Here is a 14400-nt window from a genome sequence, read left to right on the forward strand (position 1 = left end):
GGCGGCTCACCCCGCGATCCGTACGGTCGTGCTGGCGCCCCAGATCGCCAGCGACAGGAAGAGGTCCAGGACGTTGATCGCCACGATCGAGGTCCGCACCGCGCGGCCCACCGCGACGCCGACGCCCGCCGGTCCGCCGCTCGCGTGGTAGCCGTAGTAGCAGTGCACCAGGATGATCAGGACGGCGAAGACCAGCACCTTCCCGAAGGACCACAGGACGTCCACCGGTGGCAGGTACTGATGGAAGTAGTGGTCGTACGTGCCCGTGGACTGCCCGTAGTAGCCGGTGGTGATGGTGCGGGCGGCCAGGTACGAGGACAGCAGGCCGATCACGTACAGCGGGATCACCGCGACGAACCCGGCGATCATCCGGGTCGTCACCAGGAACGGCAGTGAGGGCACGCCCATCACTTCGAGCGCGTCGGTCTCCTCGCTGATCCGCATCGCGCCGAGCTGGGCCGTGAACCCGGCGCCGACGGTCGCCGAGAGCGCGAGCCCGGCCACCAGCGGGGCGATCTCACGGGTGTTGAAGTACGCCGAGAGGAACGCCACGAAGTTGGAGGTGCCGAGCTGGTTGAGCGCCGCGTATCCCTGCAACCCCACTTCCGTGCCGGTGAAGAACGACAGGAAGGCGATCACGCCGACCGTGCCGCCCACGACAGCGAGCGCGCCCCGGCCGAAGCTCACCTCGGCGAGCAGCCGCAGGACCTCCTTCTTGTAGCGGCGCAGGGTGCGCCCCGTCCACGCCAGCGAGCGGCCGTAGAAGGAGAGCTGGGTGCCCAGCGCCTCGAGGGCTTTCAGTGGGCGGTCGACGACTCTCATCGGCTAACCCCTCTGGGGGACGACCTGGAAGTACACCGCGGTCATCACGAAGTTGGTCACGAACAGCAACATGAAGGTGATCACCACCGACTGGTTCACCGCGTCGCCCACGCCCTTGGGCCCGCCCTTCGCCGTCAGCCCCTTGTAGGAGGCGACGATCCCGGCGATCGCGCCGAACACCAGCGCCTTGACCTCGGCCGCCCACAGGTCGGACAGCTGGGCGAGCGTGGTGAAGGAGGCCAGGTAGGCGCCCGGAGTGCCGTTCTGGAGGACGACGTTGAAGAAGTAGCCGCCCGCCACGCCGACCACCGACACCAGCCCGTTGAGCAGCACCGCGACCAGCATCGACGCCAGCACGCGCGGTACGACCAGCCGGTGCACGGGGTCGATGCCCAGCACCTGCATCGCGTCGATCTCGTCGCGGATCTTCCGTGCTCCGAGGTCGGCGCAGATCGCCGTGCCGCCGGCGCCCGCGATCAGCAGCGCGGTGACGATCGGCGAGGCCTCCCGCAATACGGCGAGCACGGAGGCGGCCCCGGAGAAGGACTGGGCGCCCAGCTGCCGGGTCAGGCTGCCGATCTGGAGCGCGATGACCGCCCCGAAGGGGATGGAGACCAGGGCCGTCGGCATGATGGTCACACTGGCGACGAACCACGCCTGCTGGATGAACTCCCTTGCCTGAAAAGGCCGTCGGGGAATCGTCCGGACGACGTCCAGCGCCATCGCGAACAGGCTGCCCGAGTGCCGCAGCGCTCCGACCGGTGACAGACTCATGCGCCGGCCACCTCCTCCCGGCGCAGCCGGGCCTCGCGCCGGGCGATCGCCTCCCAGCGGGGCGGCCGTGCGACGCCCGGGCCCGGCAGCAGGCGGGGAGTCAGCTCCTGAACGCGCGCGCTGTCGTCGATCTGTGCGAGCTCCTGCTCGACCTGCGCCGCGTCCTTCTCCTCCGCCATACCGATCGGGCCCTGCATCCTGCCGTTCAGGAACTGCCGTACGACGGGCTCGTCGCTGGTCAGCAGTTCCTCACGGGGCCCGAACATCACCAGCTCGCGGCGGAACAGCAGCCCGATGTTGTCCGGCACCTGGCGGGCCGAGGCGATGTCGTGCGTGACGATCAGGAAGGTCGCGTCGATCTGGGCGTTGAGATCGACGATGAGCTGGTTGAGGTAGGCGACTCGGACGGGGTCCAGGCCCGAGTCGGGTTCGTCGAAGAGGATGATCTCCGGGTCCAGGACGAGGGCCCGGGCCAGCCCTGCCCGCTTGCGCATCCCGCCGGAGATCTCGCCGGGCAGTTTCCCCTCCGCGCCGACCAGCCCGACCATGTCCATCTTCTCCAGCACGATGCGCCGAATCTCGCTCTCGGACTTGCGGGTGTGCTCGCGCAGCGGGAAGGCGATGTTGTCGTACAGGTTCATCGAGCCGAACAGCGCACCGTCCTGGAACAGCACGCCGAACAGCTTGCGCACCTCGTACAGATCGCGCTCGCGGAGCTTCGTGAGGTCCCGGCCCTGGATGGTGATGGAGCCGCGCTCCGGCTTGAGCAGGCCGACAAGTGTCTTGAGAAACACCGACTTGCCCGTGCCCGAGGGGCCGAGCATGACCGATACCTCCCCGGCGGGCAGCGTCAGCGAGACGTCCTGCCAGATGACCTGGTGACCGAAGGACTTGGTCAGCCCTTCCACACAGATCTCGACACCCATCCGGTCCCGCCCTTCAGCCCATGTCCGTGGAGCAGCTCTGACATCTGCTCTACGGGGAGGGGTGGGGGGTCCGTCGCCGGGGTGGGGGATTTTTTTCGGGTGGGTTTCCGGTGGGGTGTTCGCGAGGTGGTGCGGCCGTGTCGTGCGGGGCTACGGCAGTGCGCTGGCCGCCGGAGCGGGGACCGAACCGGACGGTAGGGGGGCCGTCGGGAGCGGCGGGTCCGTCGGGAGTGCCGGGTCCGTGGGAAGCGCGGAGGGCGTGTCCGGCGGGCGGGGGGCCTCGGGCAGTTCCGGGAGGTCGGGCACGTCGGGCACGTGCGGGACCTCCGGCGCGGGCAGCTTCGGCGCGGGCAGCTTTGGCGCGGGCAGCTTCGGCAGCGGGGGAACCGAGTTGCCCGGGATGTCCGGGATCTCCGGGAGTGACGGCACGGACAGCGGGAGGAACGACGCGTCCGACGGTGATCCTGCCGCCCTCTGCTCGGCCGCCGTCGTCATGGGACTGTTCTCCTGAGGGGCACGGTCCGCACCACTGCCGTCCGGCAGCCGCTCCCCCGTGCCCGGCGAGGCCACGGCGGGCCGAGGCGCCGGACCGCCCCCGGCCCCGGCCCCGCCACCGCTCCCGTCGAAGGCGTGCGGCAGCACGAACCCGGCCACGGCCAGGGTCGCCGCCGTCGAGGCCATGGCCACGGCCTGCGTCTTGCCGATCGGCCGAGGCCGCCCCCACCCGATCAGGAACAGCACGAACCCGAGCGTGGCGGCCAAGGACTGCCGCAGCGTCCGCCGGGCCCGCGCGAGCAGCGACTCGACGGTCCGGTAGCTCAGCCCCATCTCGACGGCGACCTGTCCGACGTCCAGGTCCTCCGACTTCAGCCGCAGCGCCTCCGCCTGCCGCGCGGGCAGCTCACCACTGCGCACCGCCAGCCACTTCGCCTCGGCCCGGTCGCACACGGCCTCCTCGACGGGCACCGGACCGGGGGTGACGAGCGTCGGACTCGTACGCACCTCGGCCTCGCGGTTCACCTGCCGGTAGCGGTCGACGCACAGCCGCATCGTCACCGTCGTCAGCCAGGCCGCGAGCCGCTCCTCGTCCAGGTCGGGCCGCTCGGCGGCACGCAGCATCGCCTCGTGCACCGCGTCCTCGGCGTCCTCAGGGCTCATCGACCTGCGCCGGGCCACCTTGAGCAGGTGCTCACGGTGGCTCCACATACGCCGCCACCGCTCGTCGGCTTTGTACGTCTGTGCAGGTGTCTCCGCGGGCATGTCCGCGGGCATGTCCGTCGCCATGAGGGCCCCTTCGCGCTCACCCACCGGTTACGTGCTGTCCGGCGGGGGGCGACATTACCGCCGAGTATCGGCGGTTGTGGAGGGGGAGGCGGGCATCGAGTCCGCGTTGTTACTGGTGAGCGGGGTGCCGACGATCGGCAGATCGTCGCTGGTGAGCCCGATGTCCGGGCCGGGGGCGGGCAGTTGCGGCCCGTCCGGCTTCTCGGGTGCCGGAGAGGCAGGGGGCGACGGAGTGCCGGACGGCGGGGCGCTCGGCCGGGTGGAGGGTGCCGACGAGGGCTTCGGTGAGGACCTCGGCGCGGTGGCGGCCGACCGCGACGGCTCCGGGCGCGCGGAGGAGGACCCGGTTGAGGGCACGACGGAGGACCCTGCGGAGACGTCCGGCACCACCCGGTGCCCTTCCAGGAAGTACGCGTACCAGGCCCTGACCGTGCGCAGGTAGGCCGCCGAGTGGTTGTAGCCGAGGATCGCCCGGTCCAGCTGACCCGGGTCGGACAGGTCCCGGCCACCCGCGCACAGATAGCGCCCGGCGGCGAGTGCCGCGTCGAAGACGTTGTTCGGATCCGTACGCCCATCGCCGTTGCCGTCCGCGCCCCAGCGGGCCCAGGTCGACGGGATGAACTGCATCGGCCCGACCGCACGGTCGTAAACCGTGTCCCCATCATGAGCGCCGCCGTCGGTGTCCCGGACCAGCGCGAAGGCAACGCCGTCCAGCCGCGGGCCGAGGATCGGCGCCACGGTCGTACCGTCCGACGTCACCCTGCCGCCCCGCGCCTGTCCCGACTCCACCTGCCCGATCGCCGCCAGCAGTTGCCAGCGCAGCCGGCAGCCGGGCGCCTCACGCGCGAGCCACTTCTCGGCCCGCCGGTAGGCGCCGAACACACTCACCGGCAGCGCACCACCCAGCTCCGCCACCGTCCCGCCGCCCGCGCGCTTCCCGGTCCGCAGCGGCGGAAGCTCCGTGCGGTACGGGGCGTCGCCGGACACGCTCGGTCCGTGCTCGGCCGGTGCCTGACCGGGCGCCGGTACGGAGGCCCGCACCGGAATCACCCCCGGCGCCTGCGACGCGGTGAGCGCCGCCATCGCCGCCACCGCGGCCGCCGTACCCCTGACACGTCTGCCCCTTTGCCCTGCCACGTCCTGTTCCCCTCCCTGCGAGCTTCCTGTCGTCTGCTCTACGGGGTAGGGTGGGGGGTCCGTCGCGGGAATCGCGCACGGTGCCCACGGGGGTTTCCGCAGGTGGGTCACGAGGGGCTGGGCCGCCCCGAAAAGGGTCCGACACGTTCAGGACTCCCCGCGGCAGCACGGCTGGAACCCCTACGCGCAGGCCGCCTCGTCGCCGTAGAGGCGTGTGCCGTACGTGGGATCACGCGTTGGAACGAACGAGTGCAGCAGCGGCCTGAGCGGGCATAGCGGGGCTTCGCGGCCGAGGTGGCACTCCATCGTTGACAAGAGAGAGCCCCGCCTCTTGTCACCGGGATGGAAGCAACGGCGCCAGGAAGCGGCTCGGCTCACCGTGCCAGGTGATGGCGAGCGCGTCACGGGCGCGGGTCGCCGCGACGAAGAGCAGCGAGCGCGCCCGGTGCAGTTCTCGCTGGTGGCGACTCGGGTCTGTGTGCTCCCAGGCGTCCACCGAAGCACGGGGGACGAGCCCCTCGGCGACCCCGGCGATGATCAGGCAGCGGTACTCCAGTCCTTTGAAGCGGTACATGGTGCCGATGTGGACGCCCTCGTCGCTTCGCGGCCCGTCCTGCGTGATCTCCGTGGGAGTGATGCCGTGCCGGACGAGGCGATCGGCGAGCTGGGTGACCATGTCGTTGGTCGGGACGCAGATGGCCGTGGACTCGCGGGGCACGTCGTGCCAGGCCCGCAACTGCTCCACGGCGAGGTCCATCTCCTCGTCCCAGCTCCGCGCACCGCGCAGCGACGGGGCCGGGCCGTGGAGGACCGAGCGGTACCCGGCGAGAGTGTCGGCTTCGCCGTCGAGGTCGTCGTAGTCGGCGTCGCCCAGCACCCGGATCGCGTCGCGGAGGATCTCCCGGGTCGTGCGGTAGCTGAGCGTCAGCCGGGAGGAACGGCCCCGGATGTGGACGCCCAGGCTGCCGAGGGTGACCTGGTTGTCGTAGATCCGCTGGTGCGTGTCGCCGACGAGGAAGAGGTCGTCGGGCTCGGACGGCACCATGGCGCGCAGCATCTTCCAGTGGGCGGCGCTGAGGTCCTGTGCCTCGTCGACCACGATGTGCCGGTACCGGTACCGCAGCCACGCACCAGAGCCGGCCTCGATGTGGAGGTTGTCCCGTCCTCCTCGTTCCTCGCGTTCCTCCGCCCGTTTGTCGATCCTGGCCTTGCGGGCCATCTCCAGCCGCGCGGCCCGCTCCGCGACCTGGCGGTGGGTCTCCAGTCCCTTGGTCTCGAGGCGCTGGGTGAAGCGTTCGGCGAGCTGCCAGATGCCGGCGCGCTCGACGCGGGTGACACTGCGTCCACGTCCGGCGCGGCGGACGGTGAAGTAGGCCGTGCGGGAGGCCACGGCCTGGCCGAGGATGACCTGGTTCCACTCGTCGCTGAGGAACTCGGCGCTCCAGCGGGTCTCCCCCGCCTCCACCAGAAGCTCCCGCCACTCGCGGAGCGCCGCCGTGTCGTCGATCCGCCGCTTGGCGTTGCCCGGGTCGGCCTCGCTGACGACCCGGGTGGCGAGCTGGTCGACATGGGCGATGTCGACCCGGGCGAGCACGTCGGGGCCGCCGAGCGAGAGGAGCCGGGCCCGCAGGTCTGATGCGAGGTTCCTGTTGAATGTGGTGAGCAGGACGGGCTTGTTGTGGCCAGGCGGGAGCTTTCGCACGAGGTGGCACACGCGGTGGAGGGCGACGATCGTCTTGCCCGTCCCCGGCCCGCCGCCGACCCGGGCAGGGCCGGAGTAACGTCGGTGGACCAGCTTCTCCTGGGTGGGGTGGAGGAAGATCTTCCACCGCCCGAAGTCGCCCTCCTCCAGGATGCTCTGGAGGGATTCGTCATCGGTGATCACCACGGTCTGGGAGCGGTCGACGGCCGCCTGCCAGTCGTCGGTGTCGAGGTTCGTGTCCGGCTCGGTCACGGCGACGGGTGCGGTGACCAGTTCCATGACCACGTCGTACGGGACGCCGTCGCGCAGTTGGAGGAGCACCTCCCCGGTGTGGCGGGGCGCGTACTCGGCGAGGCCGAGCAGTTCGTCGTCCGTGGTGAGTTTCCGGACGACCGGGATGAGGGGTGCGGCGACGCCGAGGTCCGCGAGCTGCTCCTCGGTGTACGCGGCGAAGAGGGGCTCCTCCGGCGGCTTCGGCCGGTCCGGTGCGGGAGCGGGGGTGGGCGCGGGAGCCGGGGCGGGAGGGGCGGGTGGCGTGAGTTCACGGCGCAGCACGCTCTCCTCGACGACCTGGAGGTCGACGTACTCGATGGCGCCGGTGACGTGGTTGATGCCGTAGTTGAGCCGGTCCAGGTTCTTGTGGACGTGGCTGCGGTGCTTGACCGAGACGAGAAGCCAGTCGTCACCGCCGAGGCGGATCATCAGGGCGCGCCACTCGCGGTTGACGCGTGCCGACCAGAGCCGGTCGTGTCCTTCGAGTTGTTTGAGGTGGAAACCGCCGGCGTCCGGGTTGCGGCGGAAGTCGTGCTGGAACTTGTAGAACGCCCCGAGGACCGCACGGTCCAGTTTGACGATTTCCTTGTCGGCCTTGTCGAGCAGGCGCAGGGTCACGCCCGTCCTCGGCGCGCCGGTGACCGTCATCGCTCGTTCTCCTCGTTCTCCTCGTGGTCGTTCGTCGCACTGCCGGCGCCGTTCACCAAGGCGGCGAGTTCGTCGGCGTCCCAGTCCGTCGCGGTGCGGACCTGCCAGCCCGCCTCCCGGTAGGCCTGGTCCCGTTGTTCGGCGTCGATGTCCCGTTCGCCGCCCGGGCCTGGACGGTGCGCGAGGACGACGCCGACGCGCCGGCCGGGCCAGGCGAGTTCGGCGGGCCAGGCGGCTGCTCCCAGCTCGTAGCCGGCCTCCGGGGCGGGCAGGCCCCGGTCGACGAGAGTGCGGGCGAGGGCGGGCAGGCCGGGATCGTCGACGAGGAGCTCGATGACCTCGTCCCAGGCGGGATCGCGCACGGCCGCCGGGGTCTCCTCGGCAGCCGGCCGCTCCGCTGCCACATCCCGTCCGTCTGCTGCGGGTTCGTGCGCCCGCCGCTGGGAGGTGAGCCATCCGGCTCCGCCGGTGACCGCCAGTTCGGCCGCCTCGAAGCCGGGGAGCATGCCGGTCGTGAGCTGGACCCCGTCCCCCTCGCCCGCGTCGAGGAACTGGAGCAGGTTGCTCCAGTAGAGCCATGCCTGCCAACGCCTGCGGTGGGCGGCCTCGTCGGCCGCGACGTGGTCCGGGTTGTCGTCCAGTACGGTCAGCGCCGTCCAGACCGCCGCGGTCTGTCCCCTGCGCAGATCGAGCGCGAGGGTGAGCGGGCATCCCGACGCGTCCCGGGTCGCCATGACCTGGACGGCGCCCTGCCCCTTGGCCAGCCGCCGCCCGTGCAGCGCTTCACCGATCCGGTGACCGATCTCCTCGCCGTCGGCCAGGGCCCTGCTGGTCGCCGACACGGCGGCGAAGCCCGCGAGCGCGCTCTGGGCGCGGCGCCGCCACGCGTCGGGGTCGGGGTCGGTGAGGTAGCCGATCAGTGTCTCGACCGGATTGGCCCACACCAGGCGCGGCAGGTCACGGGTGTCCCCGGCGTGCATGCGCCGGTGGACGTCCATGGCCGTCTTCTGCGCGGTGTTCGGGTACGGCTTCCACACGGGGTCGGCCTGTGGTCTGGTCTGTCCCGTCCAGGCCTGCACGTCGTCCCAGGTGAGCTGGAAGACCTGCCAGCCCTCCGCGCGCAGCCGGGTGCGTTTCACCGCGTCCGTCTCGGCGACGAGGTGCTCCGGGCTCGCGTGGTAGCGGTAGCCGTCGAGGTAGACGGCGACGCGACGGTCCTCGTCGGTGCTGCGGAAGACCACGTCCGGCCGGGTGAAGCCGAGTGGGGTCTGGGTTTCCATCTGCCAGCCGCGAACGGTTCCGTCGGGTGCGGTGAAGCGCAGGGTCGTGTCCCGGGTGCCGTCCGCGGTGAGCGCGGTGCGGACGCTGACCTCGTCCATCCGCTCGGCCCATTCCAGGAGCCCGCGGCGGAAGAGCGCCTCCAGTTCGCTCTCCACCTGGTGCACCAGGGTGATGTCCCGGGTGGTGGCGACCGGTCCGACGTTCCACCGGTCGGCGGTGCGGCCGAACAGGTCGCCCAGCATGTCGAGGGCGTGCTCACGGGAGACGAGTGCGTACTCGTTGTCCGTGACGTGCCGCAGCAGGCAGCGGTGGCAGGCGGGGCGGCCCTGTCCCACGCACACGCAGGTCTCGATCACCTGGCGGGCGGCCTCCAGGACGCCCCTGAGGCCGTCCTGGCCGGCGAGGCGGTGCAGATAGCCGGTGCCGCCGGGAAGCGTGTCGTACAGGACGAGGAAGTGGCGGCGGTGCGCGCTCTCGCCGCGTTCCTCTGGCATGGAGTCGGTGACGACCGCGAGGTGGTCGGGGTCGCCGCCGTAGCTGCGGGCGATGCCGGCCAGCAGCAGCGCCTTGAAGGACGCGAGCCGTTCCCGGGTGTACGCGGTGACGGCGGGGATGAGGATGCGCAGGGCGTCGGTTCGCAGTTCGTGGGCGAGCAGGATCCTCTCGCCCCGTCGTGCGGTGTCGGCTCCGGCGCGCCGTCTGCGGCACCAGGGCCGGTGGTACTTGCCGTACGCGGACGGGTCGGCGGCATCGTGAGCGGCGGGCCCGCCGTCGGGGTCGGCGAAGCCGCACGCGTCGCATACCCAGAAGGGGTTGAGGCGGACCTCCTGTCCGGCGAAGGCCGTGTCGGCCCCGCCGTCCACCCGGGTCGCTCCGACGTTGATGTGGCGGATGTGCGCCTCGCGGGTGAACTCCCAGCCGAAGGTGGCGTGTTCGTGCTTCCACGCCTGTTCGACGTCACCCGCTTCGATGTCCACGGCCGGGACGACGGTGTAGTGCCGCTCGTCCCGCTCGTCCCGGTCGTCGCGCACGCGCACGTCGTCGCGTTCGTCCCGGGAGGTGACGCGGCGCGGCACGAGGACCTTGTGCAGGCAGCCGACGTCTCCGATGGCCGCGGACCGGCAGCGGGGGCAGAGTGAGGCGTCCTGTTCGGCGCGGTGAGTGCGGACGTGTCCGCAGTCGGGGCAGACCCGCCACCAGAGCCAGGCCGGGCGGTCGGGGCTGCCGATGTCCAGTCCGGTGATCCGGTGCTTGTAGCCCTGGGCGTAGTAGTGGTTGCCGGGGGCGAACTCGGAGAGCGCGAAGCGCGCGGGACGGCTGTGGCGGAGGGTTTTGCTCTGGTTCTCGCGGGTGCCGTCGGCGGTCTTCTCGGTCCAGGTGAGGGTCGCCTCCAGGTCGGTGGCCGAGTCGATCAGGCTGTAGTTCGGCAGCAGGCCGAGATCGACGAGGGCGCCGTGCGCGGTGGTGCGGCTGATCTCGCGGGAGACCCGTGCCACGTCCCTGCGTTCGGCTCGCAGTTCGCGCCCCTGCCGTTCGTGGTCGGGGTCGCCGGCCACGAGCAACCCGTGGGCCCGGTCGATGGCTTCGCTACGGCGCTGAAGATCGGCGCGGCGGTCCTCCCAGCGTCGGCACGCGGCTTCCAGGGCGCCTGCCAGTCCCTGCTCGCCGGGATCGGTCGCGTAGGTGACGAGGGCGGCGCGGGCCTGCGGGCTGACGCCGGTGCCCCGGCTCTCGTCGTACGGGGGGAACAGGTCGAGGAAGCCCTGTACGAGCCGTTCGCCGGCGGCGAGCGCGGCCTCGGCGAACTCCGCCTGCCAGGCCGAGGCCCCGAACAGTTCGGTGGCGCGCCCGGGCAATGGCCGCAGGGGTGTCCCGTCGGGGGCGGTCAGCCGTCCGGCGCCCGCGAGATCGAGGAGGTGGGCCAGGTACTGGCGGCGCAGGATCTCGGCCGCGGAGAGGTAGCAGCCGGGCGGCAGGACGTCCCCGGCGATCATCATCCGGGGTTCTTCGAGGTAGTAGCGGTCGCGCGGGCCGCGGTCGACCATGGTGAGCAGGTACGCGTTACCGGTGGAGCGGCCCGCCCGGCCCACGCGCTGGATGTAGTTGGCCGGTCCCTTCGGCAGCGAGGCGAGGACGACGGCCGACAGATCGCCGATGTCGATGCCGAGTTCGAGGGTGGGGGTGCAGGACAGTACCTGCGGGTTGGCGTAGTGGACGTCGGTGCCCTCGCGGAAGGCCCGCTCGACCGCTTCGCGCCTGGCGCGGCTGAGGGTGCCGGTGTGCTCGGCGGTGTTGATGGTGAAGACCCCGGCGTCGCGGTACATGCGCCGGTAGAAGTCGTCGGTGAAGTCCCGTTGCCGCAGGCCGCTGTCCAGGTCGCGGCCGGTGCCGAGGGTCCCCCCGCAGCGGTAGCGGGGGCACGGCTGTCCGTGCCACCGGTCGGCGAGGTCGGGGTGGATGGTCTGTTCCCAGAAGCAGCGCGGGCAGTGCGCGGTGGCGTCGGGCAGGACGTCGTCGGCGAGTCGGCGGACCTGGATGTGGCCGGGCTGGAGTCCGTAGACGCGGGTGGCGCCGTCGAGAGCGGTACGTACGGAGAGGATCCCGGTGTCGGCGAGCGCGGGCAGCAGCCGGGCGAGGAAACCGGCGGCGGCTTCCCGGCGCAGGCCGAGGGCGCGTACGGCCCAGTCCTGGTACCAGCCGAGCCGGCCGGTGAGCACGTCGAAGTCCTCGCTGCCCTGCTTGGGTGAGCCGAGCAGGAAGGCGGGCGCGGAGACGCCGCGGGGAAAGGCGGGCATGCCGGGTTCGCGTCCGCCCCAGATCGCCCACCGGCGCACTCCGGCCTGGTCGAGCCAGGGGTCCAGCCAGGCGTGCCGGACGGCGCCACGGATGCGCAGCCGTTCGAGCAGACCCCGGACGAATCCGAGGTACTGGTCGGGGCCGGGCGTCGATCCGTCGGGGAGTGCGATCTCTCCCGGTGTGGTGAGGAGGATTTCGTGGACGAGGTCCGCCACGGCGTCGGGGTCCGTCAGGGGCACGTCGGCGGCGACGGTGCGGGTGAGTTCGAGGGTGCGGCCCTGCCGGGACCGCAGTCCGAACTCCATGACGGTGGCGAACGCCAGGCGTTGCGCGATCAGTTCCCAGGTTGGGCGCGAGCCGCGGCTACGCCCGGACAGCAGGGTGTCCACGCCGCGGATCAGGTGCAGGTCCGGCGGGATGACGGCGGCCTGCACCGCCTTGCTGTCGACGACGTCCGCGATCAGGTCGGCGGCCAGGTCGTTCAGGGTGGTGGGTTCGTCCTCGTCGATGCGGCTGGCGAGAAGTGCGCGCAGCGAGAACGTATACGAGCGGCTGGCGACGTATCCGGCGCGGTGGGCGGCGTCCTGGACGGAGTCGTTGAAGAGGAGGGTCTTGTTCTCGCGCAGGTTCTTGTCCAGTTCGCCACCGGTGAAGAGCTGGGTGATGGCGGCGGCGGCGAGCGCGGCGAGGCCGGTGCCGAGATAGCGGATGGAGTTGAAGGTGCGGCAGGCGGGACACTGGTCGCGTTCCGCTGCCCGGTCGCCGTCGAGGTCGACGTGGACGAACGCCGCGTTGTGCAGGGGCGCGGGCCTGCGTGGTCCCTCGCCGTCCGCCGGGCTGCTGAAGTCGGCTTCGGGCGAGAGGGGGCGCAGCCGTCCGCCGCTGCCTTCCAGGACCATGACGGCGGGCCCGCCGCGCCGCTGTTCCGCCCCGGCTGCGAAGGCGGCCTCGTGCATTTCCTGCGGGGTCGCGGCGATCATGTTGCGCACTCGGCGCTTGTCGCGGCTCACGGAGGCGCGGCGGATCTTCGTGGCGGTCAGGTCGAGTTCGGCCGGGTCGACCTCAGGTGAGTACGCGGCCCAGCCGGAGCGCCCGCACTCGCGGCAGAACACGGCGGGCAGGAAGATCTCGGCGGGCGGCGGGGCGCTGTCGCCGGCCGGTACGGCGGCCTGCTCGGCGGCGTCGAGCGGTACGGCGGGGCCCTCCCCGTCGTACGGGGACGGTCGGGCGGCAGTGCTCTGGTCCTTGCGGGCCAGTGCGCCGCCGGAGGTCACCCGCTCGTCGTCCCAGCGGAACTCGGCGCGGGCCGCGCTGATGCCCCGCAGCACACGGGAGACCGAGCGCACCCAGTGGTGGACCTCGATGGACAGCAGCGGCCGTCCGGGGTGCTCGGGGTCACGGGCGTACGACAGGAGGGCGACGTAGCGGGCGAGGGCCTGGGCGGCGATCCGTGGCCGCTGCTGCACGGCCATGCCCCAGTGGTAGGCGTAGCGGGGCAGCACCTCGGTGATCTCGACGAGGGTCTTGGGGGTGCCGTCGAGGATCTCCAGGACGGCGGCGGTGAGCCGGTGGCGGCGCAGCACCGCCCCGAGTTCCTCGGGGCTCGGTCTGCTCAGGCCGGTGAACGCGGCGATGAGGTCGTCCATGGCGCCCGGTTCGCGGGTGGGGTCGCCGAGGTCGGCGACCTCTTGAGGCGAGGGGAACGGGAGGCTGAAGTCGCTCTCACCGGTGAAGTCCTTGGTGGAGCGCCGGTCCTCGCCGACGACCGAGTCGGGAGGGAACGGCACGCCGAAGACCTGCTCGGCGACCTCCAGCATGCCGGGCCCGCCGCCCGGCCGCGCGGTCCTGCCCCGCCCGTCCGCACCTGGGCCGTTCGCGCCGAGGGTGGCCGACGTGGCGACGGGGCAGACCGGCCCCAGCGGCCGGCCGGGCCGCGCGAGTCCTGTGACGGATCCGAGGCGGCGCAGCAGCATCGCCACGTCCGTGCCCTGGGCGCCGTCGTAGGTGTGGAACTCGTCGAGGACGACGTACGCGAGCGCGGAGTCCTGCCACAGCCGCTGGTCCTCGGGCCGCTGGAGGAGCAGGTCGAGCATCTTGTAATTGGTGATCAGGATGTCCGGCCGGGTGCGACGGATCTCGTCGCGGTCGACGGCGATCGCGGGGTTGGCCTGCTTGAAGTCCTGGGACGGTGTGTCGCCGATGTAGAGCGCCGCCCGCACCCCGGCGTCGTGCAGCCGGGTGTCCTTGGCGTCGGCGAGCCGCTCGCCGATGCGGTGGGCCTGGTCGGTGGCGAGCGCGTTCATGGGGTAGAGCAGGATCGCCTTGACGCCCTCCCGGCCGGCCAGCCGCTCCCGGTAGCAGTGGTCGAGCAGCGGGACGAGGAACGACTCGGTCTTGCCGGAGCCGGTGCCGGTGGTGACGAGGGTGGGCCGCGCCGGACCGTGCAGGGTGGACAGCCGTTCCCAGGCGGCTTCCTGGTGCCGGTACGGGGTCAGCTCGGGGTGCCAGGTCAGGTGCCGCTTCCAGCTCTCGCCCTCGGCGGTCCGGAACGGTGTGCGCACCCGGAGGTAGGGGCCGCGGAAGATGCCGTCGTCGGCGTCGCCGAGGAAGTTCTCCAGGGCGCGGCGGGTGCTCTCGTCGGCCAGCGCGTACGTCGTCGCGAGGTACTGGCTCAGGCTGGCCCGTACCTGGTCGGCGGCGAGGGTGGGACGCACGCGCGGTCCTCCTTGGTGCTGGTCGTGCCGGGGCGGGCATGCC

7 protein-coding genes are annotated in these 14400 nt (G+C 71.9%); all 7 read right to left on the reverse strand.

From position 1 onward, the window contains the following. Positions 1 to 6: 6 nt before the first annotated feature. A complete protein-coding gene (locus ABZ016_RS00700) occupies positions 7 to 822 on the reverse strand; it encodes an ABC transporter permease (protein ID WP_356914347.1) in 816 nt (271 codons plus the stop codon). A 3-nt stretch (positions 823 to 825) separates the two neighbouring features. After that, on the reverse strand, positions 826 to 1596 hold the full coding sequence (locus tag ABZ016_RS00705) for an ABC transporter permease (RefSeq protein WP_356914348.1): 771 nt from the start codon (positions 1594 to 1596) through the stop codon (positions 826 to 828). Beyond that, positions 1593 to 2522, reverse strand: a complete 930-nt coding sequence (locus ABZ016_RS00710) for an ABC transporter ATP-binding protein (RefSeq protein WP_356914349.1) — start codon at positions 2520 to 2522, stop codon at positions 1593 to 1595. The genes ABZ016_RS00705 and ABZ016_RS00710 overlap by 4 nt, the downstream gene beginning before the upstream one ends. 150 nt (positions 2523 to 2672) lie before the next feature. Continuing rightward, complete coding sequence (locus ABZ016_RS00715; RefSeq protein WP_356914350.1) at positions 2673 to 3806, reverse strand: sigma-70 family RNA polymerase sigma factor; 1134 nt, start codon at positions 3804 to 3806, stop codon at positions 2673 to 2675. A 54-nt stretch (positions 3807 to 3860) separates the two neighbouring features. Then, positions 3861 to 4943, reverse strand: coding sequence for a lytic transglycosylase domain-containing protein (locus ABZ016_RS00720; RefSeq protein ID WP_356914351.1), 1083 nt, complete (start codon positions 4941 to 4943; stop codon positions 3861 to 3863). A 334-nt stretch (positions 4944 to 5277) separates the two neighbouring features. Then, positions 5278 to 7566: a UvrD-helicase domain-containing protein gene (locus tag ABZ016_RS00725; RefSeq protein ID WP_356914352.1), complete on the reverse strand. Its 2289-nt coding sequence runs from the start codon at positions 7564 to 7566 to the stop codon at positions 5278 to 5280. Next, positions 7563 to 14357: a DEAD/DEAH box helicase gene (locus ABZ016_RS00730; protein ID WP_356914353.1), complete on the reverse strand. Its 6795-nt coding sequence runs from the start codon at positions 14355 to 14357 to the stop codon at positions 7563 to 7565. Before ABZ016_RS00730 ends, ABZ016_RS00725 begins: the two co-directional genes overlap by 4 nt. Positions 14358 to 14400 lie beyond the last annotated feature (43 nt).

It is taken from the genome of Streptomyces sp. NPDC006372, from assembly GCF_040612515.1.
GTDB lineage: Bacteria > Actinomycetota > Actinomycetes > Streptomycetales > Streptomycetaceae > Streptomyces.

Bases quoted from the DNA above. Each gene is read 5' to 3' on its own strand.
- ABZ016_RS00725 (WP_356914352.1), bottom strand. From the start codon at position 7,566: ATGACGGTCACCGGCGCGCCGAGGACGGGCGTGACCCTGCGCCTGCTC.
- ABZ016_RS00710 (WP_356914349.1), bottom strand. From the start codon at position 2,522: ATGGGTGTCGAGATCTGTGTGGAAGGGCTGACCAAGTCCTTCGGTCAC.
- ABZ016_RS00700 (WP_356914347.1), bottom strand. From the start codon at position 822: ATGAGAGTCGTCGACCGCCCACTGAAAGCCCTCGAGGCGCTGGGCACC.
- ABZ016_RS00705 (WP_356914348.1), bottom strand. From the start codon at position 1,596: ATGAGTCTGTCACCGGTCGGAGCGCTGCGGCACTCGGGCAGCCTGTTC.
- ABZ016_RS00715 (WP_356914350.1), bottom strand. From the start codon at position 3,806: ATGGCGACGGACATGCCCGCGGACATGCCCGCGGAGACACCTGCACAG.